Genomic DNA, 25346 nt, shown 5'->3' with positions numbered 1-25346 from the left:
GAGCAACCGCTTCGGCGAACGAGCTCCCCACGCTCGCAGACGCAGCGTGGTCGTCTGTAAGTTCCGATACTTGGCGGACCCGCCGAGCCTACGCGCCCCGCGGGCCGGGAGGCTCGAGGTAGAACGGGCTTACCTCCTCATCGAGCGCCTCGTACTCCTCCGAACTCGACTTGTGATTTAGGTACATGAGGACCGCCCGCGCGGCCTCCTGCAACGGCATGGGCGGCGCTGAGGTGCCGTCCCATGCTTCGCAGAGCGCCCGGAAGCTCTCGAGGCGCTCGAGCAGCGCTAGCCACCATGCCCGCGTCTCCGGCTGATTCCGGCGGACTGGCCGGAAGGTGGCGAGCAAGCTGTCGATGTGGCCGAGCGCTGGGCGGCGCAGATCCGCGGGGGGGATCTTCGCGACCATCTTGGGCGACGCGAGATAGCCGCACCACACGAGGGCTGCGGCGAAGGTGGGCGTATCCGGGATCGCTGCCAGCTCCGCCTCCGTAGGCGGCGGGCGCGGGTCCTGGTCTTCTGGCTCGGGCGGCGCTTCAGGCGGCACGCCTTCCCAGTCGTCCCACCCTCCGGGCGGCTCCGGGATGGCGAACGCAACGAGCACGTCACGCGCGGCACGCAGGATCTCGGCCGGGATGTCTGGGGATGGCGACCAGTCCCGGCACAGCGCGAGCAGTCTCTCTACCTCCGACGCTGCGTCTAGCGGCCGCGCACCCGCGCTGAGCCCTGCGTCGGGGCCTTCGCCGAGCACAGTCAAGAGGTCGGTCAGGTGCTCGACGGCGTGCTCGCGAGACGGCATCACCCCGAGTTTGCGCGCTGCGCGCGGCGACGCGAGCAAACCCGCAAGGTTCAGGGCTCCAGAGATACATTGCGCTAGCCGGGCGGCGCGCTTCGAAGCTTCGTCAGAGTCCATGGCGAGTCCCTCTATCACTTCGGCCTACAGAGCTGAATCCAGGGGACCAGTTGGCTTCCGATTGCCGGTTTTAACGTGATGGCAGCGCCCACGATATCAAGATCATTGTAGCAGGTGTAGGTGCACCATCCTCCAATAATCAGATTGCCAAGATTCCAGATATCAGGGCACGTCCTACAACGACCATCGCCGCAATCGTTGAGCACGCATCTCTTGGCGAATGGACACTTCACGCTCGACTGGCACAGAAGGGGTGGATCCATGCACTCGACTTTGATCGGATATCCGACGGACAGCGTTGTCGGATCGAGCGTTGCGATCCACTCCTCGGCTAGCTGCCAGGCAAGCTCCGTGTTCTGGTCGATAATCTGGCGAAGTGTCTGCTCGTCAACGATGGTCGGATCAACGACCTGGGTCTCGGTGAGCCCGGAGAGCGCATAGGCTGCATAGGTCGCCTTAGCGTTCATCAAGGCGAGTTCCCTCGGGTCTGCGTTGTACGCTGCATCGATCGCAGCTTCCTCTTCCGGGGTAAACGTCGTGTTATCCCCCGCGCCGTCGTCTGTCGGTGTGGGCTGCGTCTCGTCGGGCGCTGGCTGCATCCCGTCCGGGGTGGGCGTCTCGTGAGGCGTGGGCTCGCTGTCCTCCGTTTCTCCGCCTTTCCCGATTCGGATCGTACATGCCGGTATCAGTATCGCGCCGACGGACCCGATGACAAGCAGAGCTCCGAGCCTGCCGAGAAGACTGCGCTTCGACATGAGCTGCCTCCGAGCCCGGAATACTAAGTAAAGCTGGAATGGTTTTCTACATGGAAAGTAATTCGGGTCACTCTCGCGGACGCCGCAACCGGGCCGTGGGGCGGCCTCTGGACGTTCGCGACCGCTGAAGTTGGACGACGCGGTTCGCTGGGCGAGCTCCAGTCCGGCTATTCAGGAAACCGAAGCGTCCGGACGGCTTTGCCGTCCTCTCCTCGGATCTCGTCGCCGTTCCACTCCCAGCTCACGCCGCCCTTGCCCGGCGGCCCCAGCTCGAAGGTGACGCCCTCCAGGGTGAGCTGGTCCTCCTCGAGGTAGGCGATGCCGATCGAATCGCCGCCGCGCCCCGGGCCGCCGTAGCCGCCGTCGCCCCCTCGACCGCCATCGCCGCCGCCACACGACCACGTGCCGTCCCCCAAGGCGCCGCCCGGTGCGCCTCGGCCGCCGTCGCCGCCGTCCTCGGGGGGCCCGCCGTCGCCGCCCCACCCCCCCTCGAACGTCTCGATCACGGTGTCGCGCACGGTCACCTTGGCGTGGAGCGCGAGAATCCCGATGCTGGGGCGTCCGTTCTCGCCCCCTCGGCCCCCCCGCCCGCCGCAGCCGCCGGCCGCTCCCGATCCTCCCCCCGCGCCTCCCTTGGAAGCCGCGCCGCACACGCTGAGCCCGCCCCGGCGGCCCCCGCCCCCGCCCCCGCCTTGGCCCGGCGTGCCCATGCTGCCGTCGCCCGCTCGATCGCCGTACCATCCCTCCTCGGTGATGTGCCCGATGCCCTCGCCGGGTGCGCCGACCATGCCTTGCGCGCCGTAGATCCCGAAGGACCCCGTTTGGCAGGCAGCGCCCGGCCCCTCCGCGGTTCCTCCCCGTCCGTGTTCCGGGTCCGAGGTCCCCGTAGCCTTCCCGTCGTCCCCGTCGCCGGCGCCATCGGGAAGGCCGTCCCCTCCTTTCCCACTGATGCTCGCGGTTCCTCCGTCGCACGGGTTCACCACCGCCGCCCCGCCAGCCACCGTGGCTGCGGAGCACGCGTCGCCGCCGTACAAGCCGTCCGGTCCGTTCGCTGCGCGATTCGGCCAAGGCCACTCCTCGCCTTCGTGGCCGCTCCATCCCTCGGACGCGCGAAGCTCGCTCCGTAGGAGCTCCACTCCGGTGCTGGACTGGACGAGCATCGCGAGCGGGCCATGCGCCGTGATGCGAAGATCAGCGAGCGTCGAGACCCCGTCCGCGGCCCCCACGTCGTCGGGGCCCGCCGGCTCGATCGTCACCGCCACGTCGGGCTTGTCAGGGACGTAGACCAGCGACCAGGCGGCAAGGCCGTCGCGGTTCCAACGCCAGCAGTCGAAGCCCCCGAGGAGGTCCACGCCGGAGGGCAGCCTCACGCTGCCCTTGAACCCGTCGCGGCAGACGTACACGCGCCCTCGTCCAACGCGCGCGAGGTCGATAGCACGCTGAACGGAGAGCACCGGCTTCGCCTTCGTTCCGGGGTTGCTGTCATCGCCGCCCCCTGCGAGCCCGGCGACGAACACGCCGCAGCCCTCGTCGAGAATGCCGGCCGCGAGATGCTCGAGGCAGACCGACTCCGGCGGCGGTTCGTCGTGGCACGAGGTGGCACCACAAGGCGCTCCGCCAGCATCGCTCACGCCGGGCGCAGTGCCGCAGCCGAGTGCGGCGAGCGGCAAACCAAGGAACAGATAGGTCGCCCTCGTTCTGCTCATCGTTCTCCCTCGAGGTCGTGGTTCGTGAAGCGAGCCGCTCAACGAGGCGGTTCCGGATCGGGGCTGTCGAAGGGACGGTACGCCGCGGCATCGCCTTCTTCCCCCCGCCCCAGGGAATCATTGACAGGCGCGTTGCCTGCGAGACCTCCGAGGCCACCCCTTCCGTACTGTATCTGGACCTCCGACCCGAAGCTCACGGAGGCGCTGAGGGCTGCGATGCCATAGGACGGCCCTCCGAGGCCGCCACCGGCATCGCCCCCGCGGCCGCCAGCGCCGCCCCAACCGCCGTCGCACGCCTTCCACATAGGTGTGTTTGCGAAGCCCAGGCCACCTTGACCCCCTGGTTGACCATAGCCGCCCGGTTGGCCCGTTCCGCCCACTCCGCCATGACCGCCATCGCCCGTGATCACGTCCGTCGCGTCCAGCGCCAGCGAGCTCCCTTCCAGCGCGATGACACCGATGCTCGCGCCGCCGTAGCTGCCGCCGTGGCCTCCCAGGCCACCGCAGCCGCCGCTGCCGCCCGAGCCCCCGGCCGCTCCCCGCTGGGGCCGGTTGGCCGGACATGCGGTCATGGGACCGCGGGATAGGCTACCGCCGCCACCGCCGCCCCCTTGGCCTACGCCGCCTTTCTGCCCGTCCTTACCCCGAACGCCGATCCAGCCGTCGACCGTCAGGTAGCCTGCTCCAACGGCGCCGGCCGCACGAGGGCTGTCAGGGCCCGGCCGGCCATCCGCACCGTTCATGCACCGTACGTCGCCCGCGCCGGTCCCTCCCATGCCCTTGCCCTCCGGATTCTCCGCCGGTTCGGGCTTCCCCGGCGCGCCGTCGCCCCCCGACTCGAGCCCGCCGTCGCCCCCGTAGCCGCCCGTGGACTCGATGCCGTCGCCGCACACGGTCACGACCGGGAGGGCGCCCGTCTCGCCGTCCGCCGTGCAGGCGTTCGCGCCGACGTTCCCGAACTCGCCACCCGTCGCCTGTTTGATGGCCGCATCCTCGCCCGGCTCCCCGTCCTTGCCGTTCCCTGCGACGATCACACTGTCCCGGACGATCGCCCTGGCCCCCTGGCTCAAGATCATCGCGATCGATGACTTGTGGTCAGGTGCCGAGGCGTCGGCCGCCACAGCGCGCACGCCGACGATCACCGACGTCACGTCATCGCCCGCGATGACGTGCTGGTCGTCCCCGCCGAGGACCCGCACCGGGATGCCCACGGGCGGCGCGATCACGGTCGACGCATTCGGCCCGCCGAGCGGCCATTCCTCCGACGAATCGTCGCCGTCATCACAGCGACGACTGCCCCAGAGGTCGACCCCCGAAGGCAACGTGATCGCCTCCTCGAACACCCCGCCGCACGCATACACGCGCCGGGTAGGTGTCTCGCTGTCGTCTCGGCCACTCGCGGCGAGATCGATCGCGTGTTGCAACGTCTTCACCGGCGCGCCCTTCGTGCCGGGGCTCCTGTCGTCACCCGACGACGGGCTGACGAACACCCCGCACTCGTCCAGCGCTGGCGCGGTACCGGGCGCTCCCTCGCACGGGTCTGGCGGAGGCTCCGGCTCGGGGTCGCAATCCAATGCTTCCAAGCAAGTATCGGAATAACGGCACGCGGCCAACGTGCTTGCGCTCCACGCGCACAGCGCGACAGCGAAAACGGAAGCTCTAGCACTTCGGCCTGCACGCAAACGCATCTCCACCACTCCCGCTGACCTCACCACAGCCCCTCGATTCTCACGCCGGTCTCTTGCCCGGTCGCCACGGGCGAGACGTGAATCCGCTCCTGAGCCGGCGACAGCCCCAGGAAGGAGAAGTCGGTAAAGAAGGACGCGGCGGTCGCTGCCCCGATGACACCACCGGTGATGACCAGGGCCGTGCCCCAGCGGTCGGAGAGGTTGCGCCCGTCGAGGAGGCGGCGGAGGTCGCCGCACGCGGAGCGTGGCGACGCTTGCCAGCACATCGATGAGCTCGACGTCCGAGAACGCGTGAGCCTGTCGCGTTGCTCGCTTGCGTCACCATCCAGCGTGCTGGCCCTGATCATCAGGACGGCGCCCGTTGACACGGCGGCTGTCGCGACCGCGATACCGCCGATCCGCACCGTCCCCGGCCAAGAGGCCCACGGGCTGGGGGCCTGCCCGCGCGGAGCGGGCACAGCGCGCACGGGAGTCGGCGTCGTCGACGCGGCCTCCTTGGCGCTGCTCGCCTCCTTGGCGCTGCTCGCCGCCACACACAGCAACGGCATCGTGAACTCGTGCTCCGCGCCCGCCACGGCGCGTAAGTGATGAAGCGCGTCCTTACAGCCCGGTGCACGGCCCCGCACCATGTGGTTTCCCGGCTCGAAGAACAGTTTGTACGTCCGCGCGGTCCGGCCGATGCCCTTGCCGTCGACGAGCACCTCGGCGTCCGGGGGATCCACCGCCAGAAAGAGCGTGGCGACGAATGGCCGAGCTTTACGCAGTCCCTCCGAGAACCGTTGTTGCTGCGCGAGAGGTGGCGCCTCGCCCTGCTCAAGGCTCCACGCCAGGTGCTCCGCCGCGTCACGGTACTTGCGAAGCGCGAGCTCACAGAGCCCGAGCTCACCCGCGATCTCGGTGCGTTCCTTCTCTGTGGCAGACGCCGGATCGGCTGCCTCGAAGGCCGCTTTGTAGGCGGCAACTGCTTCGGTCCACTGTCCCTGTGCGCGAGCGCGCTTGGCGCGGCGAAGGTGGTCCTTTACCGTCGAGTCGCCGCCTTTCCCGGGTGCTGGATAGGGGTCCTCCGCGCGGACTGAACCCGCAGAGCCCGTCACGACGCCAAACACCAGGCATATCCACAGCGATTTCGCGACGAAACGCACCGCTGGACGGTACTTTCGCCAGCCGGACGGCGTCAAGGGCACGAAATCGACAGCGATCGGCGCTTTGGCTGAGAAATATTGGCCCGCTGGCGTAACGCGTTCGTCCGTCCCCGGTGGCCGAGGCTTGGGCGCGCCACGACGCGCCTCGTCCGACGCGCCTTTTCCGCTTGACACAGCAGCAGGCCCGTGATCGGCGCGTGCTTCGAGCGGATTCCTCCGGGCCTGCCAGCGCGGCGTAGAGGTGGCGCGCCCTTGGGATCGCTGCGCTGGCGAGGGGCTTCGGCCGCTACGGTGTAGGACCTGATCAGGCGAAGGAGACGGCCAGCAGCGGGGAGCCGCGGGCGTGTTTTCAGCTCGCGCTGTGCCCCATGTTCGGCGCGACGATACCGCCGACGCGCGGCAGGTAGTCGCTCACGATCTCAGCCATGCTGCGCGGAACGGGAGGGAGCTCGTCGATCGTCTGGCCGTTCGTGCGCCACGCGGCTTGAGCCGCTCTGTCCTGCTCCTTCCTCGCGGCCTTGCGGTCCGCTTCGCCTCGCTGCGCCGCGCTCGCGCTCGGGTAACTCAGGTATCGATCGATGTCCCCAGGGGCGATGTGATGCGCGGAGGCCCGCTCGATCTCGCGAAGAGGCGGATACCGAAGCACGAGCCGGTACGAGCTGAACATCTCCGGCCGCTTCATGTCGTCGGGCCGCATCGCGCCGCTGAGGACGCCGAGCATCACGCCGTGTTGATTGACGTTCTTGTGTTCGTCCGGGGTCGCCCTGAACTGCGCTTCAAGGATGTTCATGATCCCGTGGTGCTCGTTGATGGGCTCCACGTCTGCCCCGAGCTCGCGAGCGCGGAGCGCGTCGGCGCGGGCGCGGCCCACAGTCCCCTCGATGCGTGCGACGTGCTCCCTGATGATCTGCTCGGCGGCGATGATGGCCTCGACGCTCGGGGCGATCTCCCGCCGGACCGCGGCGAGGCTGGCGCCGGCGACGAGCTCCTCGAGCGCGCGCGAGGCGCGGGCCTTCCGCCGGCCGGCGATCTCGCTCTCCCGCTCCGGAGCCAGTTCCAGCAGCTTCGCCTCGAGCTGCTCCAGGGTCGCGACGCTCGCCTCCCGCGCGCTCCTCGCTCGCTCGTGCGCCGCGCAGGCATCCCGCTCGCGCGTGCAGTTGAAGTCCATGAGCTGCCGCAGCGCCGGAGCGGGGTTCGCGTGCTCCACGTCGCTGCGCGCCTCGCTCTCGGCCTTGCTGGCGCTCTCGAGAGTGCGCTCTGCGGCCGCGATGTCCGCCGCGAGGCCCGCGACAGCGGCCGCATGCTCTGCGGCGGCACACCCCGCGGCCGCCTCCTCGGCCCTGCACCGGGCTCGCTTCGCGCGGAGCTCGGCCAGGTCGCGGGTCCGTCGGGCTGCAATGACCCTCTCCCCGAGCTCCTCGGACGGCTCCGCGTCATAGGCCGCCTCTGCGGCAGCGAGGGCCGCTTCCGCCTCCCCGAAGCGCTCCGCGGTGTCGCGTTTCTCCTGCTCCGCCGCAGCGTGCGCGGAGCGTGCGATCTCCAGCGTTGAGGGCGTGCCACTCGTGTCGTTCTTGCCGATCCTCATCTTCTTCGCCTTCTCCAGAATGCTCACGATCACTGCCTTCCTTGCGGGCCCTGAGCGGCCAGCGCGTCGCATGCGTCCTCGCGCGTCATGACGCCGAACACCACGGCGTTCCCCTCACGCCGGATCCCCTGCGTCGGCTTGCTGAGACCCATGCGAACGTCGAGCGCCTGCTTTTCCTTCGGGGGGAGCCGGCTTGCCGGCTCGCGGGGCCAGTTCTTCACCGCGTCGCGAACCGTTGCGATCGGAGCCTTGTTGAGCACCGCGACGACCTCGGGAATGAGGTCCGGACGCGACGCGAGGAGGCGATCGCGTTCCTTGCGCTCGTCGACCTTATCGACCATCACGGCGAGCTGGCCGACCTTCGCGTTGAGAGCGGTGAGGCGCCCCTTCGCTGCGGCATCGATCGGCCTGCTGCTCGACACCACGGCCGCGCGGTTCCCCCGCTTGCCGACGGGCTTCGCGCTCTTCCCCGGTACGGTGCACACCCGCACGGCTCGGGGGAGCGATGAGGCCGGGAAGGGGCTTGGGGCGGCGGCCTTGGGTGCGGGCAGTGCGATAAAGCGGTTCGGCGGCCCGCCGTGGGGAACGGCAGGGAACTCGCGCCCCCACGCCGACGAGACGATGGCCAGCGGCCCCGGCCGTTCATAGCGATAGTAGTTCGCGCTCTCACTGAGCGTCTGTGTCTTGGACATTGCCCTACGCGCACTCGGGCGCGCCTCCGTTGTTGTCGTTCGTGCCGCTCGCGGCGGCGAGGAAGGTCGGCGTGCTCGCGATGGACGCCGGAAGGTGCTCGCGATCCATCACATCGAGGCCTCTGATCAATGCCTCGCGCGTGACGTCGGAGAACGAACGAATCCGCTCGCGGCTGACGCGTCTCCGGTGAAGACGCGCCTCCACCTCGTCATCGAGCAGCACAGTAACAGGTCGCTTGCTCATGGGTTCACAACTTGAGCTCTTCAGCGTCTCTGGTCTAGAGATAATCACAGGTCATGTGTCGATTGCGCATTATGAAACATCATGTTGCGCAACGATGGAGTGAGCGTTCTCGGCGACGCGACGAGGTGTCCCCTCATGCTCGTCGATGGCGGCTTCCACCCCGAGTTCACGGGCTACAACGCGTATGCCACGGCGCGCTGTCGCCCCAAGCCTCGAGATCCACTGACCCGCGGGAACGCATCCGGCCGACCTCCGCCGTTCCCGAGGCAGGCCATCGCCCTCCCGCCTTGTGTTTCCGATTTTCCCGCCCGAACCCGTCCCATACGAGGACGCAGCCCCCAGGGCATCAGACCCCCCGGATACTGTTCCCGAGGGTAGGCGACGCCTAGGACACGCCAGAGTCAGGTACTTGCGCGGTCAACGCTCCCCCTCTTCGTCGCGATGCAGCCCCTCACGGGGTGGCGATGATGACGATGCTCCTTAGACGCCGTGGGCGAGAACAAAAATTTTCGTGTGTGCCGGATCATGTGCCATTGAAAAAGTGGATTGCGCTCGGAGGGGCCCGGGGAGATTGGCCACCATCGCCATCATCGCCACCCGATCCCCCATCGACGACATCGCTGCTCGCCGCCTACCCTGTGAGCATGCAGACATCCGACGGGCAGCCGCCTCCGGCCCAACCCGGTGCGCTCTCGAAGCGGCAGATCATCGTCTGGAGCGTCATCTTCGGCGCGGTGCTGGTCGCCATCCTGGCGCGGCAGGCCTTCGCCCCGCTGGAGAGCAGCCGACCGGCGGCGCCGCAAGCCCAGGTACAGCAGCCAGCAGCGGTGCCCGCCAAGGCATCGGCCACACCGGCCTCGACCGCCGCGCTTCCGACGCGCGAGGAGATCGCCGGATGGACGCCGGCGCAGCGTGAGGCGCGCATGCGGGAGGCCTGCCGGGACGATGGACACTGCAACGCGGCGCTGGTCTACGAGCTCCTGGACGCCTCCTCGGGCGCGGAGACGGGGCGGTTGGAGAAGGCCTGCCTCGAGGGCCGGAACGGGGCGGTGCGCCGCGCGCGGGGCCTTCTCGGCCAGCTGCGGAAGCTCGCACGGAGCGGCGGCGGCAACGGCGAGGTCGGGAGCGTGGACGACGTACTCGCCGAGCTCAACGCGATGGCGGGTGACTTCACCGGGATCGTGAGCCTCCGGGTGGCGGCCGGGAACGTGCGCGCGTGCATGAGGTTGGGTGAGGCAAGCCACTGCGCCGACGCGGCGGCGCGCCTGCGCGAGGCCGAGAAGGAGCTGCAGGAGCCACAGCGCCCCTACTGCGCGCTGAAGTAGAGGGGACTCTTGCTCGCCTCGGTCCGCGTCACGTAGCCTGGCCCGCGCGCCGTCCAGCACGGCAGAGGAGGGCCCATGGCGTACCAGACCAAGTTCGTGGAGGCGACCAGCGCCGAGAGGCTGACGGAGGTGGTGCAGGAAGCGGAGCGTGAGGGGTGGGAGTTCATGTCGGCCAGCGTGGGGATGACGTGGGCGCCGGGCGTGCCGCACAGGGAGGGACTGCCCGCGGGACACGCCCAGAAATGCATGCTCGCCGTGCTGCGCCGGCCGGTTGAACGGACAGGAGCGGAACGCGAAGCCGGCCAGGAGCCTAGCGACGAACCTGCCACCGATGACGGGAAGCCGATTCTAGCCGGCAAGAGGCGCTGGTAGCTGCCTCGTCGCCCGCAGACGCTTCCTCCCCGCCCCCAGTCGGAGTAGCTTGGTTGCCGATGATCGTCACGACGAAGCTCTCGCTCGATCAGGTGAAGGCGGAAGCTCAGAAGTTCGGGCTTACGACGGTACAGATCGACAAGTTCACGTTCCAGGTCATGCCGGCGTCGATTACGGTAGTCGTGTACCCAGGCCACGCCGACACCGCGAAGATGAACGATTTCTTGAAGCACCTCGTCTCCGAAGGGCTTGCGTTTCCGATCTCGACCTAGGCGGTGCGGGGAGAAGGCCCCCTCGTGTGGCGCTATGAACTCCGGCTGCGGCGCCCCATCACGGCCGCTTCGCCTGGACGACCGTCCACAGCCGCTCGCCGCGCACTACGACCGCCTGAACGAGCTTGCGCCCGCCGACGTTGCGGCCCTTGTAACGACGCAGCAGGTAGCCGACCTGCTTCACGTTCGGCAGCTTGCCCGCCGGGACACCTGAGATCAACTCGGCCAGAGCGGCGCGCAGCACCGGCCACTTCGCCGGCTTCGGCGTGTACTGCATGCGGATGGCAGCGCGATCCGCGTCGTCCTGCTGGAGAGCGTCCAGGACCTGAGCGACGGTGCACCCTTGGCGCTCCGGCGAGAGGTCCGCGCACGCCGTCGCCCACCCCTCCACGAGCTGCTCGAGCGCCGTCGCCTCCGGGTCGTCCTCATCGTCCGCAGAGCCGCGCGCCTCGCCGGGGTCCGGAAGGCCAAGCCAGACGATCGCACCACAGACCACCCTCGACCACGCCTCGAACGAGCCCCACGACCGCATGCGCGGCTCCAGCGTGTGCAGCTCCATCCCTGCAGCAGTCCACGCGCGGAGGACGGTCAGGGCTGCCGCTACGAGCTCCGCGCGGTGCTCGCGCACGTAGGCGAGCAGGTGCGGCTGGCGCATGTCGTCGCGCGTCTCGGGTTTCTCGAGCGGGCTGTCGAGCCGTATCACGCAGCACCGCCGCGCCGTGTCGCCTCGGAAGGCGACGTTGTTCCCGGTGCCGTACCACGTGGCGAGCAGGGGGAGCTGCGGGCGGCTGTTGCTGCCGAGAAGTCGCTCCCCCCAGACGACATCCGTCAACGCCTTGTCCAGCGTGCCGCTGCCGAGGGGGCGGCTGATGTTGTCGATGAGCACCAGCGGATCGCCCTCCAGCGCGATGCACGTGATCCGCTTGCGTTCCTCTTCCTCGCTCTCGACCTGCGTCATCGTCGCCATCGATCGGCCCGTGACGATCTCCCCGACGACCTTCGCAAGCAGGGTCTTGCCCGCGCCGCGCACGTTCCCCGAGTAGACGAACATCGGCGCCGGCCCCTCGAAGGCGAACCGCGCGAGGGGCGTCAGGACCGACGCGAGCCACGCCGCGCGATGCACATCGCTCTCGAAGGGGAAGTCCTCGACGACATCAAGGAGCAAGTCCGCCGCCTCACGCGCCTGATCCCTCGTCGGCGCGTGTGGGATCGCCGGGAAGTCGAGGACGGGCGCGTAGAGGATGCCCGTTCGTGCGTCGTAGCCGGGCACGAGCAGCATGCTCCCATCGGGTCGAAGAACCGGGCACTCTGCGATCGCGGTGAGCCGTGGGATGCCTTCCCACTGGCCGCGCGCTTCAACGGCGCGGACGCTCCAATCCGGCGGATGCGCTGTCCGCATGGTGATCTCGCCGGTCAGCGGATCGGTCCGCTGTACGACCCACCGCGCAGCGACGGTGAGGAGCTCACGCAGCCGGGGCAGGGGGATCGTCCGGATACGGCGCGTCCCCTCGGCGCGTGCAAGCCCTGGGACGCTCGCGGTTTCCCGCACGATGTCGACCAGCATCCACCCGCGCTGGTAGACGCCCGGAACCGATGCAAGCGCCTGGACCGCGCCGTCGTTGACCTCGTGCTCCGCCGTGGTCACGACGATCACGGGGCGATCGTCGGTCTCGCTCGGGTGGGCGTCATTGGAGCTCGCGCTGTGACCGTGCCCCCGGAAGGCGCGGACCGCGCGCTTCCAAGGGAGCACGCCCACGCCGAGCACCTTCAGCCCCTCGTAGAGGTCGGTCCAGTCCGGCGAGTCCTCGGACAGCGCCGCAGCGAGGCGCAGGATGCCAGGCGCACGTGCGGCACTGCTTCGCTTCTCCCTGGGAAGTCCCCGAAGCTCGTTCAAGACGGCCGCGATGCTCTGCGGTTCGTTCACGATCGCATCGCGCTCGATCTCCTCGTCGCCTTCATCACGCGCCGGGTCGATCGCCAGCGCGGCAGAGGTCCGCAAGCGGTCCGCATGCCCCGCCTCGTGCAGCAGGTACCCACGAGGCACCCCGGCGTGGCCTGCATCCTCGACCTTGTGGCGGAGCTCTGCCTCGGACCACGGCGGCAGGCAGCGCGGGTTGTACTCGGTGCGCAGCAGATCGAGCGCGACATCGGGGGCGAGCTCGAATCCGCGGACCATCGCCACGGCGGCCCGCCAGAGCGCGTCATGCCCTCGCTGTTCCGAGATCGCGGGATCCATCTTCCGTAGGTACGCCGCTGCGCGCGTCCGAGCGTCCGTGCTGTGCGGCGCCGCCTCTTGCGTGGCAGGCGTGAGGTGCGGTCTGGCGGGGGGCGCCTTCGGCGTGGTCAGCCGCTCGAGCAGCCACCGGGGGGCGCTCGCGATCGGGGCGACGTGCGCCACGGCGTAGAGCCGGCCCGTGTGGTGGAGCGACGGCGGGGCAACGATCTGCCCGCCTTGCGCGCGCACATCGATCCCGGGCAGCTTGGCGACGCTGTTCGCGAGCTCTGCGCCGAGCTCGGCCAGCTCGGGCGGGACGGCGAAGAGAAGGTGACCGCCGCCGTCGTCGCGGCCCGACGCCATGCGGAGCGTTTCCGGCAGCGGGCCGTGCTCCCGCTCAAGCGCCTCGAGCGTGCTGCGCCCTTCTGGCCCATCGACATCGACGGCGAACAGGGCAGCCGGGCCGCCCATCGCCAGCCCGACGTTCGCCTTCGGCCATCGTTCCCACCATGCCCGGACCTTGGCGACGTCGCTCGATGCCTCTCGCTCCCAGTCCTTGATCCGAGGATGCTTCCCGGCATGCCTCGCGTGCGCTGCTCCTCGCGGGCAGCTACAGGCGCCGACCGGTCCGACGCTGTGCAGAGGGATCACGCGGAAGCCACGCCGCGCGTACTCCGCGGCAGCTTCAGCGAGCGACAGAGCGCTCACGGCCTCGAGCCCGACAACGTCAGGCGGAGGCGTGCACGCGAGGCGCGCCACCGTTCCCGAGAGCGCGGCGCGCGGCGCGGCGTTGTGCAGATGCGGAGCTGCGGCCGTCACGCGCATCCCCCGGAGGCGTTGATGCGCTCCGCCGTCGATGGCCACCAGACCAGCGCGGAGCGGTAGCTCCCGTCGCTCGCCACGGCGACAACGCGAACTGCACCGTTCGGCACCGGTGCATCAAGAGCCTGCGCGGTCTCATCGTCGCCCTGCCGCCGCAGGTGCGCCACGAGAGCAGACCTGGAGGTGAGCGCGAACTCAGGGCCGCGCGGACGAACGCAGCCGAGCACGAGCAGAGAGCGCACGTCTTCCGGGGGCGGCCCCAGCTCCGACAGGAATGCCCGCAGGCCAGCGAGGACGCGTCCGATCTCGTCTGCACTACCGTCGGCCGCGGCGCGATGTGCTGTGCATGCGCGGCTCATCGTCGCCCCCTACGGGCGGGCAGACCCATCTCTGCCAAGACGCCTGCAACATCCGTCGGGAGGCCCTCCGCGTCATTCGCGGGCTCCGGCGCCGGCCAGCGGCGCTTCGCCTCGAGGTACGCTAGCAGATCGGACCGGCGGAAGCGCCAGCCGAGCCGAGAGCCAAGCTTCATCGCCGCGATCTCGCCCTTCCTGGCCATCCGGTTCGCCGTCTCCTTCGAGACGCCGAGGAACGCCGCGGCGCTGCCAGCGTCGAGCACGGGGTCGTCCTCGGCTTGCTCGGCGTGCTGCACCTCCTGGACGACCACCTGCACGACCTTGACCAGCATCGGGACCAGATCCGCGGCAGGCCCGTCTGGGCTCGCGAGCGTGGCCAGCACGCGCGCCGTGATGTCGCTGCCGCTCTTCCGCCCGGGCAGCGCCTTCCCCCTGATGTCAGCGGCCTTGCTCGGCACGGCCGCTGCGTTCATCCTCTCCATACACGTCTCCTCACGGCGCGGCCTCGGCTTGCACCCGGCGCCCGCCAGCTTCCTTGTTGAGCCTGTCCGCCGGTCCCCGCTCGGCGCCGTCAACGGCTCGGTTTCAGCCCTTCACCACCGGCGCCAGAGAGCTCTGCAGCTGCGCCAACTGGCGCTGTGCGAGCTCGATCCGCTCCTTCAATGCCCCGCGGACCTTCCCCGTTTCGAGGTAGTTCCGCACCGTGCGCGGGTCTGCTCCTGAAAGCCCCGCGAGCACCAGAACCGTCTGCGTCTTCGTCAACTGCTGCATACGGGGACAGCATGGCGCGTATTGAAACCGCAGGGCGACGACTTGGATTATGGAAACGCAAGTCGCTCATCTTGGGCTCGCCAAGAACCCAAGTCAGACGGCTGGGCTTTTCGTCAGCAGCGGCGCCCCCTCAGCCTGAGTTGAGCATCACGGAACGCTTGAGCCGCGACGCTTTTCTCCGTGTCGCCGAAAGCGCCGACGGAGGCGCTCAGGCGTCCCGCTAGCCCGGGCAGCCCAACGTTGCCCCTGCCGCCTTTCTTGCGCCCTGTCGCACTCGCTAGTTCGTCGTAGAGCGTCGCGGGATCCAGCCGGCCGAAGCGCGCGTCGATGGCAGTTAGGTCCTCTCGCAGCTCGTAGACGGCGACAATACGGCGCATCGCTTGAAGACCATCGTTGACGCTCGGGTCTTCCTTGGCGAGCTCTTCGCCCCGTGCAATCCAGAAGTAGAGCCGATCGATCGCCCTGGTCGCGGCGAGCTCCGGAGCCGGAGCGGGCCCCAGAGGCCGGCCACGCTCGGCCGCCAGACGATCGTCCGGCTCAGCCACCGGGAAGCGCTCAAATCCTTCCTTGACGGCGCGCTCTGTCGGCCCGGGCCACTCTGCGAAGGGCTTGGCACCACGCACGATGCAGCGAACCACGCTCGCTCGGCGGACATGATCGCTGTCGAGTTCCGCGGCCCAGCCGCGAAGGACGTCCAGGTCAGCAGAAGACCCCATGATTGAAGCCTTGACGAGGAACCGGAGCACCTTCACGGCTGCGGCAATGTCTGCGTCTCCGCGCGCGCCTTCTGGCCGCCCGATGAGATCCAGGAACGCTTGCTCTGCCGGCTCGGTCTGAACGGACAAGACGCGCTCCCGCGGAGTCGATGCGCTCGCGGGCGTCGAGTCAAGGCGCATGCGCGGCCCGTGCTCAGACTCTTCCCGGAGATGTACAGGGCAGGGATCGAGCTTCGGCCAGCTCCCCTTGTAGACCCACTCAAGGCGCGACCGGCGGCGTGCTGTCCACCATGCGAGCCATCGGGCGTCCGCGCCGGTCAGCCACGCGCGCGCCGCTGCGCGCAGGCGCGCCGCCTCATTGTTCGCCTCGCCCGCCTGGCCTCCCACGTGAACCTCGCTTCGCATCTCAAGCCGGGAGGGTTGCCGCCCTCGCCGGCCGTTCTCTTACCACCACCGCGGCGAGGAGCAGGACGAGTGCGACGAGCACCGCTTGACAATTCGCGATCGTTGTTAGCCTCGTCTCCCGCGTCCGCGAAGCGGGATAACCCGCGCGCCGCTCGCCTCGCCCGCCGGCTGTGTCACCCCGAGCGCGCCGGCGAGTGCGGCGTGGAGCGCGCGAGCGGTATCAAGGTCTCCGCGCGCCGCTGCCGTGCGGAGGGCGCTGGCGATCTGCTCCAGCAGGTCGGCCTGAGAACCGACCGGAGCGCCGATCGGCCCTGGCGAGGCGAGATCCAGCTGCCGCGGCGAGGCGACCGCGTTCCGCTCGGTCCGGCTCTGGTCATCCGGCATGTGCAGCGAGGGGAGGGCGGGCGGCGATGGCGGTCCGGGGTCTGGCGAAAGGGCGGACGGGTCGCCGGAACGGGCGGGCGGGTGCTCCACCGGCGCCGTTAGGACGGGGGGCTCCCCGAGATTCCCGGCCGAAACCGGTGCATCGACGCCTATGGCGTCCATCTGGTCGGTTTTAAAATCCGCGGCCCTCGCGGGCGTCCCGGTTCGAGTCCGGGCGGGGCTACCTCGTAAGTGCGGCGCGCCGAGCTGGCGGGCGATGATGCGATCCGGAGCCGCGGTACCCCCATCGACCGGGAGCCGCCTGCTCGATTGAGCTTCAACCCGCACCGGCACCCTGGAACCACACGCCCCCCGAAGTTGCCCGAGGTTGCGCAGCGCGCTTCGTGGTGTGGGGAATCGGGCGGAAGCGTCGGGTCGGCCTCGCGCCCGGCGGCTCACCTGAGCAGCTCGCCGCCTCGAACGGGCCCAGGTCGCGCAGGGCGCGCACCGCGCCTCGTGGCGCCGACGTGCCCGGGGCGCCGCGTGCCCGTCACGGTCTGATGGGAGCCTGCGATGGTCCGGCGGGAACCCGATGGGACGCGGCGCGCGGCCACCCTCGTGTCCTCTGGGCTCGACAAGCCGAGTGGATTCGAGTAATGGGAGCGCCACTCCATGGATCTGGACATCGACTGTTTGCGTGAGGCGAAGGTAGAGAACGTAGAACGTCTCGCACACGCTCTGGGCGTCAAGCTGCCCGAGCACAAGCGCCACGACAGGCGCGCTTACAACCGTGAGCTCATCCGCGTGGTGATGCAGGGCATCCGGCGCGACGCCGAGCGATCGCGTGGCCGCCGGTTCTTCGGTCGCAGCTGACGATTCCAGCCCCACAGCAGGCCGCCGAGGGGGCTGGCCGCCTACCGCCACCGCCTACCGCCCACCACCTACCGCCCCTGCGGCTTGCTCCGCAGCGTCAGCCGGCTCCCCGTGACCCGGCTCCGGGCCGCCATCAGGAGCGGCGCCGCGGGTGTGAGCGGATCCACCAGGTCGTTCACCTGGAGCATCGCCCTGTCCGCCACCTTCCACGCCGCCGACAGCCCCGACGCCCCCTGCTGGGGCGACCCCGCCAGATCCAGCGCCCGGCTCAGCTCCTTGCCCACCTGCGCGATGCGAGCGAGCTCCTCCCGCGACGACCCCCCCTCCTTCGCCGCCGCGTAGATCGTCCGCACCACCCCGAGCAGATCCCGCACGGCATCGAAGGGAAACGGCGGGACGCTGACCGGAATCGGCACTGAGCCAATGTACAGCAACTCGCCCCGCAATGGACCGATCGCATTCCCTTATCTCGCGTAAGTTTTCCTCTAAATCGTCTCAGATGTAACTTTAGTAACAGAAATAATCAGTTGAGCGGCCCCACTGCCTCCTCCACCGCGGCGATGAGCGCACCGCTCTGGATGAGCTCCGCGGCCGCCGCGATGTCGCGGTAGAGGGGGCGGTCCTCGGTGAGCCCGGGCACCACGCGGCGGATGGCGGCGTGGGCGGCGGCGACGCCCGCGCTGGGGCGGAGCGGGAGCCGCTGGTCCACGCCCTGGGCCGCCGTGATGAGCTCGATCGCCAGCGAGCTCCGGACGTTCTCGATCACCTGCGCGAGTTTTCGGGCGCTGATGCTGCCCATGCTCACGTGGTCCTCGCGGCCGGCGCTCGACGGGATCGAGTCGACGCTCGCCGGGTGGCAGAGCACCTTGTTCTCGCTCACGAGCGAGGCGCTCGCCACCTGGGCGATCATGAACCCCGAGTGCAGCCCGCTGTGCGGCGCCAGGAACGGCGTCAGCCCGGTCGAGAGCGCGGGGTTGACCAGCTGCTCGACCCGCCGCTCGCTGATGTTCGCGAGCTCCGCCGCCGCCATCGCGGCGAGATCCAGGGCGAGCGCGACCGGCTGCCCGTGGAAGTTGCCGCCCGAGATCAGCTCGGCGCCGCCATCCGCCCCATCCCCGAGGAACACCGTGGGGTTGTCCGTGACGCTGTTGACCTCGCGGGTCAGCACCTCGGCGGCCCAGGCGACCGCGTCGCGCGTCGCGCCGTGGACCTGGGGCATGCAGCGGAGCGAGTAGGCGTCCTGCACCCTGGGGCAGTCCGCGTGGCTCTGCATGATCTCGCTGCCCGCGAGCAGCGCGCGCAGGTTGCCGGCCGTGCCGGCCTGGCCCGGGTGCGGGCGGACGCGCATCAGCCGCTCGTCGAACGGGCGCTTCGAGCCCATCAGCGCCTCGAGGCTCACCGCCCCGGCGATGTCCGCGACCGTGCAGAGCGCGGCCGCGTCCCGCAGCGCCAGCGCGCCGAGCGCGGTCATGTACTGCGTCCCGTTGATCAGCGCGAGCCCCTCCTTCGCCGCGAGCTCGATCGGCGCGAGGCCGGCCTTCGCGAGCGCCACCGCGCTCGGCAGGAGCTGCCCCTCGAAGCGCGCCTCCCCCTCGCCGATGAGCGTCAGCGCGAGGTGCGCGAGCGGCGCCAGATCGCCCGACGCGCCGACCGACCCCTGCGCCGGGATGCGCGGGCTCACGCGGCGATCGAGCAGGGCGGCGAGCAGATCGAGCACCTCCGTGCGCACCCCCGAGTGCCCCAGCGCGATCACCTGCGCGCGCAGGACGATCATGGCGCGCACCTCGGCCTCGCCGAGCTCCGGCCCGACCCCGCAGGCGTGGCTCCGCACGAGGTTGCGCTGGAGCGCCCGGATGTCGTGATCCGCGATGCGCGTCTCCGCGAGCGCGCCGAAGCCGGTGTTGATCCCGTACACCGCCGGCGCGGCGTCGCCCGCCGCCGCGATCGCGTCGATCGCCCGGCGCGAGGCCGCCGCCCGCTCGCGCGCCTCGGCGCAGATCGCCACCGGACGACCGCGCCGCGCGATCTCCTCGAGATCCGCGAGCGAGAGCGGGCGGCCGAGGAGCAACGGACGTGACGGACGCGACGGATCCGACGGATCCGACGGAGGCGGAGGAGGCGGCGAAGAAGGAGAACCAGCGGCGGCGCTCGGCGTGGAAAGGGTCACGAAGGCGCACGCTAGAGCGGCGGATGCCCCGCGAAAAGCCAGCTGCGCGCCGTTGACGGAAGAATCCAGTGCCCCGCGGGGATCGATCCGCCTATCCTTCGGGCGCGCGTTCCCGGCCGGGCGCTGGTGAGCGGCTGCTTGCTTCCGATGCGCTTCGCCTTCGCCAACCTCGCCCCCCTTGCGTTTGCTGTCGCGCTCGCCTCGCCGAGCGCCGCTCAGCCCGTCGAAGGAGCGAGCTCCGGGCAAGGCTCTCCGCCAGCCGCGCCGGCCGCTCCGGCCATCGACGACTTCGAGGAGCGGCTCGTGCTCGACACCGGCCGCAAGCCGCCGCCCCCGCCGGATCCCACCCGGTCGACGTTCTCGCTGCAGGGCGAGTACCAGCTCCGCTACCGCGCCATGAGCGATCTGCCGCTCCGGGCGCCGCCCCTGTCGGCGCCGGGCGCGGCGACGCTCGGGCAGAGCCAGTACATCGCCCACTGGCTGCGCCTCTCGCCGCGCTTCCACTTCAAGGACAAGGCCTCGATCGTGGCGCAGATCGACGTCGTCCGGGGGCTCATCGCCGGGGACACCACGCGCGACGTCGAGCAGGTGCGCGACGCGCGCGCCGCCCTCGCGTGGTACGAGGTGCACCCGCGCACCCTCTACCTGGAGCTGCCGTGGGCGCTCGGCGTCGTCCGGGTGGGCCAGCAGAGCGCGCACTGGGGGATGGGGCTCGTCGTCAACGACGGCGAGCGCGCGAGCGTCTTCGGCGACCACGAGCGCGGATCGCTCATGGAACGCGTCCTCTTCGCGGCCACGCCGATGGGGAAGGGCGGGCCGCTCCACGTGACCGTCGCGGCCGACCTCGTGTTCGAGGACAACGCGGCCGACCTGCTCGGAAACGACGTCGAGGGGCAGGATGAAGGCGAGGGCGATCGCGCCGTCCAGGCGGTCGTGTCCGCGCTCTGGCGAGAGCGGCACGGCGAGATCGGGATCTACGGCGCCCTGCGGCGGCAGGCGCGCGAGCGCCGCGCGAAGACGAGCTCGGCCCGGTTCAACGAGGTGCTCACGGCGGGCATCCTCGACGTGGCAGGCAAATTCAACGCGCCGGTGCCGGGCGGCGGCGCCCACGTCTACGGCGAGCTCGAGGCCGCGGTGATCCTCGGCGCGGCGTCGTTCGCCCCGAGCGGGTCCCCGCCGCCTTCCGGCCACGGGTTCGGGCGCTCGCCCGTGGCGGTGCGCTCGGTCGGCGGCGCGGCGACGCTCGGCGCGGTGCACGTCGCGGGCCGCGGAGGGCAGCCAGGCGGGCGGTGGGGGCGCGTCGTCACCGAGATCGAGGCCGGCTACGCCTCGGGCGACGACGACCCGACGGACGGCGTCTCGCGGCGCTTCACCTTCGACCCGAGCCACAACGTCGGGCTCCTCCTGTTCGACGAGGTGCTCGCCTGGAAGACCGCGCGCGCCGCCACGATCGCCGAGCGGGAGCTCTTCGCCGCGTCCCCCGAGCCAGGCATCAGGTCGCTGCCGTCCAAGGGAGGCGTGCCCGGCGCCGCCTACGTGAACCCGCGCATCCTCGTGCGGCCGGCGCGCTGGCTCGACCTCAAGGCGGGCGCGGTCATCGCCGAGGCGACCTCGGATCTGGTCGATCCTTACGGCGCCCCGCGGGCGGGCGGCAGCCTGGCCAACTACGACGGCGGCGACAGCCGCCGCCGCGATCTCGGCGTCGAGCTGGACCTCGGTGTCGACGCGCGCATCGCGATGGGCAGGCTCGTCACCCTCCAGTTCGGCACCGAGGCCGGGGTCCTGTTCCCGGGCGGCGCCTTCGACGACGCCGCGGGCGCCGAGCTCCCCGATCAGTACCTGCTCACGCTCAAGCTGGGCGTGATCCACTGAGCCGGCCAGGGCGCGCCGGGCCCTCGGTCGAGCTCGCGCGGGACACAGCAGACGAGGGCCGCCCAGGGTGCTAGAGGGCGGTTGCGAGGGCCGCCCGCCCGCGCGCAGCAGCGGGCGCCCCTGGCAGACAGCGGAGAGAAACGATGCGCAAACGACTCGCGCTGAGCCACCTTCCGACACCGATCCAGCGCCCGCAGCGGCTCGCCGAGGCGCTCGGCGTCGACCTCTACGTGAAGCGCGACGACATGACGGCGGGCGCGGAGGCCGGCAACAAGATCCGCAAGCTCGAGTACCTGCTCGCCGCCGCGCGCGAGGAGGGCGCGGGCTGCGTGATCACCTGCGGCGGCCTCCAGTCGAACCACGCGCGCGCGACCGCGCTGGTGAGCGCCTCGCTCGGCCTGCGCTCGGTGCTGTTCCTGCGCACGAGCGATCCGTCGGCGGCCGCGCCGCTCGAGGGCAACGTGCTGCTCGACCGGCTCGCCGGCGCGGAGATCCGGCTGATCTCGCCCGAGGCGTACAGGGAACGCGGCGCCCTGATGGCCGAGGCGGCCGCCGAGATCCGCGCGGCGGGCGGCCGGCCGTACGTGATCCCCGAGGGCGGCTCGAACGGCCTCGGCGCGCTCGGCTACGTGCGCGCGATGGAGGAGATCCGGAAGCAGCTCGATCTCGGCCTCGCGGGGGGCAAGCCGTTCGACGTCATCGTGCACGCGTGCGGCTCCGGCGGGACGGCGGCGGGCACCGCGCTCGGCGCGGCCCGCTACGAGGTCGCCGGCGAGGTGCGCTCGATGGCGGTCTGCGAGGACAGGGCGACGTTCGCGCGGATCGTGGTCGGGATCATGGACGACGCGCGCGCGCTCGAGCCGCGCCTCGGCTCGCCCGCCCACCTCGTGATCGACGACTCGGCGAAGGGCCCTGCCTACGGGGTATCCACGCCGGAGCAGCGAGCGCGGATCCTCCAGGTGGCGCGGCTGTCGGGCCTCGTCCTCGACCCCGTGTACACGGGCAAGGCGTTCTCCGGGCTCTGGGACCTGGCCGAGCGAGGCGAGCTCTCGGGCAAGCGGGTGCTGTTCCTGCACACCGGCGGTCTCCCCGGCCTCCTCGCCCAGGGCGCGACCTTCGCCGACGCCCTCTAGAACGGATCAGCGCCTCAGGGCGCGCCGCGCCACCACGCGTCGGCCATCGACGCGTCTTCCAGGGTGTCGATCTCCATGTAGCCGCCGTGGGTGTCGAGCTTGCGGAGGTCGGCGCCGGACTCGATCATGTGCTCCAGCAGATCGATGAGGTAGGCCCGCTGGAACGAGCGGCCCTCGCGGAACTCCGGCCGCTCCGCGAAGGCGTCGCGCGCGGCGTCGAAGGCGGCCAGGAACTGCCCGGCGCCCCCCGCCGAGAGCTTCATCACCCCGATGAACTCGCCGGTCGCGGACTCCGGAGGGATGCGGCGCGAGATCTGGAGGACGCGATCCCCCCCGGCGCCGCCGGCGCGGAGCTTCTCGGCGTCGGTCTCGGGGTGCTGCGAGCGGCCCACGTAGCGGCGCCGCCAGTCCGTGTCGCAGGCGAGCGTGATGTCGTGCGGAGAGCGGACCAGCCCCGCCACGATCTCGGGCCGGTAGACGATGTCGGCGTACGTCGAGACGAAGCCGCCCTCGAGGTGCTCGCGCGCGCAGAGGAGCGACAGAAGGATGTTGTTCTGCTCCCAGTCGCGGTTCTCGACGTACGTCAGATCCGGGTAGGCGGCCCGGATGACGTCGGCCTTGTAGCCGCAGACGAACACGATATCCGACCGCCGGAAGCCGCCCGCGGCGAGCGCCTCGAGGATGCCGTCGAGCATCGGGCGCCCGAGGATCGGGACCAGCGTCTTCGGCAGCTCTTCGGTCAGATGACGCAGCCGGCTGCCCCGGCCCGCACCGATGATCACGGCCTTCACGACACCGCTGTTACCATGAACGGACTCGGTTTATCACGGACAATCACGTGGATTCCCGCGGAATCTCGCGAAGATAGAGGCGCCCAGAGGCCGCGCGGACCCGGGGCCCGTTACGGAAACGTGACCGTGAGCTGACCCCCTGCCGCACGGCCCCGGGTTAGGACGCGAACATGGAGATCGCGATCGTCCTCATCGCCCACTCTACGCTCTCGGTCTTTTTCCAGACCTTCTTCCTGCACCGGTACGCCTCGCATCGGATGTTCACGATGTCGAAGCCATGGGAGCGGATTTTCCACTTCCTCACGTACCTCACGCAGGGCTCGTCGTACCTCGTGCCCTGGGTTTACGCGATCTTGCACCGCATGCACCACGCGTACAGCGACACGCCGAAGGATCCGCACTCGCCGCGGTACTACTCGAATGTCGTCCGGATGATGCTGGACACCGCGCACCGCTACGACGCGATCTACGAGGGCAAGGCCGACGTGGAGCCGCGCTTCCTCGGCGGCTACCCCGAGTGGCCCACGCTCGACCGCATCGGCAACGCGTGGATCGGCCGGCTCGCGTGGGGCACCGGCTACGTGCTCTTCTACGTGGCCTTCGCCTCGCACTGGTGGCAGTTCCTGTTCCTCCCGCTCCACTGGACCATGGGCCCGCTGCACGGGGCGATCGTGAACTGGTGCGGCCACCGCTACGGCTACCGCAACTTCGACAGCGACGACGACTCCCGCAACACGCTGGCCCTCGATCTCGTGACGCTCGGCGAGCTCTTCCAGAACAACCACCACAAGTACGCGATGAGCCCGAACTTCGCGGTGCGGTGGTTCGAGATCGACCCGGCGTATCAGGTCATCCGCGTGCTTGCCTGGGTGGGGATCATCCGGATGTCCGACAAGGTCCAAGTCGCCCGGCTCGAGCCCGAGGTCGCGCGGGCTGAAGGCTGAAGGTAGAGCGGTCCGCCGGCCGCGCGCGCAGCGTGGCCGGCCGTGAAGCGCGGCGCGCGGAGCCGAGGCCCCGCGCGCTGGGGCTCACTCGAACAGCTGCCGGAACGCGCCGGGGACGTCCTTCGGGCCGATCTGCTCCTTGCGCTTGTTGAACTCCGGCAGACACGCCTGGTAGGCCGCGTCCACCCGCAGATCGCTCCCGTCCCAGCTCGGACGCCAGATCTCCATCGTCTCGCCCGCGAGATCGATGACGTCCTTGAACTGCCCGCGCTCCTTCAAGATCTGCGTGCTGAGCCCGTACATCAGCAGCCCGCCGGGGATCGCCCCGAGCGCCGTCGTGGCCAGGGCCGGATAGCAGATGCGCGCCGTCTTCGCCCCGAACCGCTCCCGGATCTCGGCCATCGTCTTGCGCTGGAGGATCTTCGCGCCGGCGAGCGGGCCCATCGCGTAGACGGGATCGTCGCTCGGGTAGTCGTAGTCGCAGAAGGACACCACGCTCTCGCCCTTCGCGATGAGCCCCGCCGCGGCGAGCGGCTCGACCCACAGGAGCGACGACGTGCCCATGAACTTGTTGGTCCGCTCGATGTCCGCGTCGTTCGCGACGTCCACCTCGACGAGCCCGAGCTTGCGGATGTTCTCCGGGCGCGAGAAATCAGGGATCTGGAGCACCGGATCGAACGCGACGTCGAGGTCCTTCACCTTCGTCGGCCCGTGCTCCGCGTACCGCTTCATCGCGCCGGCCGCGATGCCGTTCACGAGGTGCACCGCCCGATACCGCTCCTTCAGCGCGGCGACGACCTCGTCGATCACCTGCGGCCTCGTGGCGTCGTTGTTCCAGAAGCGCGCGGTGAGCCCCTCGGCCGCCGCCGCGTCCGAGATCGCCTTCACGTGGTGCGGGCCGATCTGCATCTTCTCGCTGTCGAAGTGCACGGCGAAGACCGCGGCCCGCTCCCCGAAGAGCAGCTGCAGGGCGAGCGCCCGGGTCATGCCGTTCGAGCCGCCCAGGATCAGCACCGCCGTGTCCGGGGCGATGCGCGCGCCCGCCGGGCTGATACGGGCGCGGTGCGCCGCGAGCTGCTCGGTCGCCACGCGGGCGCCGTGCTCGGCCAGCGAGCCCACGAGCGCGCGGCGATCGAGGCCGCCGAGAGGAAGCTTCTTGAAGGTCTCTAGGTCATCCATCACGTCCCGCGTCTTACCGTCTCCAGCGCTCGGCGTCACGACTGG

Annotated in this window: 23 protein-coding genes; 7 read left to right on the top strand and 16 right to left on the bottom strand. The window is 70.2% G+C overall.

Annotated features, from left to right (window positions below):
* Positions 1-88 precede the first annotated feature (88 nt).
* The 8 genes from WMF34_RS31370 to WMF34_RS31335 all read right to left on the bottom strand — a co-directional run bounded on the left by WMF34_RS31370 (position 89) and on the right by WMF34_RS31335 (position 8725).
* Positions 89-913, bottom strand: a complete 825-nt coding sequence (locus WMF34_RS31370) for a hypothetical protein (RefSeq protein ID WP_437990099.1) — start codon at positions 911-913, stop codon at positions 89-91.
* Between the two features lie 14 nt (positions 914-927).
* Positions 928-1668 (bottom strand): hypothetical protein, encoded by a 741-nt coding sequence (locus WMF34_RS31365; protein WP_437990098.1) that lies wholly within the window; start codon positions 1666-1668, stop codon positions 928-930.
* A gap of 167 nt (positions 1669-1835) precedes the next feature.
* Complete coding sequence (locus WMF34_RS31360) at positions 1836-3374, bottom strand: hypothetical protein (RefSeq protein ID WP_437990097.1); 1539 nt, start codon at positions 3372-3374, stop codon at positions 1836-1838.
* A 38-nt stretch (positions 3375-3412) separates the two neighbouring features.
* The gene (locus WMF34_RS31355) at positions 3413-4864 is read right to left on the bottom strand and encodes a hypothetical protein (RefSeq protein WP_437990096.1); all 1452 of its coding nucleotides are present in this window, start codon (positions 4862-4864) and stop codon (positions 3413-3415) included.
* A gap of 218 nt (positions 4865-5082) precedes the next feature.
* Positions 5083-6240, bottom strand: coding sequence for a hypothetical protein (locus tag WMF34_RS31350; RefSeq protein ID WP_437990095.1), 1158 nt, complete (start codon positions 6238-6240; stop codon positions 5083-5085).
* 313 nt (positions 6241-6553) lie between these two features.
* Entirely contained in the window at positions 6554-7816 is a 1263-nt protein-coding gene (locus WMF34_RS31345; protein WP_437990094.1) for a hypothetical protein, read from the bottom strand.
* Positions 7817-7818: 2 nt separating this feature from the next.
* Positions 7819-8481: a hypothetical protein gene (locus tag WMF34_RS31340; RefSeq protein WP_437990093.1), complete on the bottom strand. Its 663-nt coding sequence runs from the start codon at positions 8479-8481 to the stop codon at positions 7819-7821.
* Between the two features lie 4 nt (positions 8482-8485).
* The gene (locus WMF34_RS31335) at positions 8486-8725 is read right to left on the bottom strand and encodes a hypothetical protein (protein ID WP_437990092.1); all 240 of its coding nucleotides are present in this window, start codon (positions 8723-8725) and stop codon (positions 8486-8488) included.
* A gap of 644 nt (positions 8726-9369) precedes the next feature.
* Here WMF34_RS31335 and WMF34_RS31330 point away from each other — a divergent pair.
* The 3 genes from WMF34_RS31330 (at position 9370) to WMF34_RS31320 (ending at position 10694) form a co-directional block, all read left to right on the top strand.
* Positions 9370-10050: a hypothetical protein gene (locus tag WMF34_RS31330; RefSeq protein WP_437990091.1), complete on the top strand. Its 681-nt coding sequence runs from the start codon at positions 9370-9372 to the stop codon at positions 10048-10050.
* 75 nt (positions 10051-10125) lie between these two features.
* Positions 10126-10422, top strand: coding sequence for a hypothetical protein (locus tag WMF34_RS31325; protein WP_437990090.1), 297 nt, complete (start codon positions 10126-10128; stop codon positions 10420-10422).
* A gap of 59 nt (positions 10423-10481) precedes the next feature.
* Complete coding sequence (locus WMF34_RS31320) at positions 10482-10694, top strand: hypothetical protein (RefSeq protein ID WP_437990089.1); 213 nt, start codon at positions 10482-10484, stop codon at positions 10692-10694.
* Between the two features lie 58 nt (positions 10695-10752).
* Here the strand turns inward: WMF34_RS31320 and WMF34_RS31315 are convergent, their stop codons facing one another.
* From WMF34_RS31315 to WMF34_RS31300, 4 genes are all read right to left on the bottom strand, one after another.
* On the bottom strand, positions 10753-13728 hold the full coding sequence (locus tag WMF34_RS31315) for a bifunctional DNA primase/polymerase (protein ID WP_437990088.1): 2976 nt from the start codon (positions 13726-13728) through the stop codon (positions 10753-10755).
* 358 nt (positions 13729-14086) lie between these two features.
* Positions 14087-14569, bottom strand: a complete 483-nt coding sequence (locus WMF34_RS31310; protein ID WP_437709391.1) for a helix-turn-helix domain-containing protein — start codon at positions 14567-14569, stop codon at positions 14087-14089.
* 103 nt (positions 14570-14672) lie between these two features.
* On the bottom strand, positions 14673-14858 hold the full coding sequence (locus WMF34_RS31305; protein ID WP_437709389.1) for a hypothetical protein: 186 nt from the start codon (positions 14856-14858) through the stop codon (positions 14673-14675).
* 113 nt (positions 14859-14971) lie between these two features.
* Complete coding sequence (locus WMF34_RS31300) at positions 14972-15703, bottom strand: hypothetical protein (protein ID WP_437990087.1); 732 nt, start codon at positions 15701-15703, stop codon at positions 14972-14974.
* A 1311-nt stretch (positions 15704-17014) separates the two neighbouring features.
* Between WMF34_RS31300 and WMF34_RS31295 the strand changes: the two genes are divergently transcribed.
* Positions 17015-17215, top strand: a complete 201-nt coding sequence (locus tag WMF34_RS31295; RefSeq protein ID WP_272095040.1) for a hypothetical protein — start codon at positions 17015-17017, stop codon at positions 17213-17215.
* 68 nt (positions 17216-17283) lie between these two features.
* Here the strand turns inward: WMF34_RS31295 and WMF34_RS31290 are convergent, their stop codons facing one another.
* Both WMF34_RS31290 and hutH read right to left on the bottom strand, forming a co-directional pair.
* Positions 17284-17631, bottom strand: a complete 348-nt coding sequence (locus tag WMF34_RS31290; RefSeq protein WP_231864341.1) for a hypothetical protein — start codon at positions 17629-17631, stop codon at positions 17284-17286.
* Positions 17632-17738: 107 nt separating this feature from the next.
* The gene (hutH, locus tag WMF34_RS31285) at positions 17739-19283 is read right to left on the bottom strand and encodes a histidine ammonia-lyase (protein WP_437990086.1); all 1545 of its coding nucleotides are present in this window, start codon (positions 19281-19283) and stop codon (positions 17739-17741) included.
* Between the two features lie 246 nt (positions 19284-19529).
* Between hutH and WMF34_RS31280 the strand changes: the two genes are divergently transcribed.
* Both WMF34_RS31280 and WMF34_RS31275 read left to right on the top strand, forming a co-directional pair.
* Positions 19530-21254, top strand: coding sequence for a hypothetical protein (locus WMF34_RS31280; RefSeq protein WP_437990085.1), 1725 nt, complete (start codon positions 19530-19532; stop codon positions 21252-21254).
* Positions 21255-21397: 143 nt separating this feature from the next.
* On the top strand, positions 21398-22387 hold the full coding sequence (locus tag WMF34_RS31275; protein WP_437990084.1) for a D-cysteine desulfhydrase family protein: 990 nt from the start codon (positions 21398-21400) through the stop codon (positions 22385-22387).
* 14 nt (positions 22388-22401) lie between these two features.
* Here WMF34_RS31275 and WMF34_RS31270 read toward each other — a convergent pair whose 3' ends face one another.
* On the bottom strand, positions 22402-23178 hold the full coding sequence (locus WMF34_RS31270; RefSeq protein ID WP_437990083.1) for an NTP transferase domain-containing protein: 777 nt from the start codon (positions 23176-23178) through the stop codon (positions 22402-22404).
* Positions 23179-23348: 170 nt separating this feature from the next.
* Between WMF34_RS31270 and WMF34_RS31265 the strand changes: the two genes are divergently transcribed.
* Positions 23349-24122, top strand: coding sequence for an acyl-CoA desaturase (locus WMF34_RS31265; protein WP_012238707.1), 774 nt, complete (start codon positions 23349-23351; stop codon positions 24120-24122).
* 84 nt (positions 24123-24206) lie between these two features.
* On the opposite strand, the gene WMF34_RS31260 is transcribed toward WMF34_RS31265, so the two are convergent.
* Positions 24207-25301: a hypothetical protein gene (locus WMF34_RS31260; protein WP_437990082.1), complete on the bottom strand. Its 1095-nt coding sequence runs from the start codon at positions 25299-25301 to the stop codon at positions 24207-24209.
* Between the last annotated feature and the right edge of the window lie 45 nt (positions 25302-25346).

The organism is Sorangium sp. So ce145, from assembly GCF_051525985.1.
GTDB classification, from domain to species: Bacteria; Myxococcota_A; Polyangia; order Polyangiales; family Polyangiaceae; genus Sorangium; species Sorangium cellulosum_B.
Note: the sequence above shows the minus strand (reverse complement) of the source record. Positions and strands in the feature narration are given on the sequence as shown.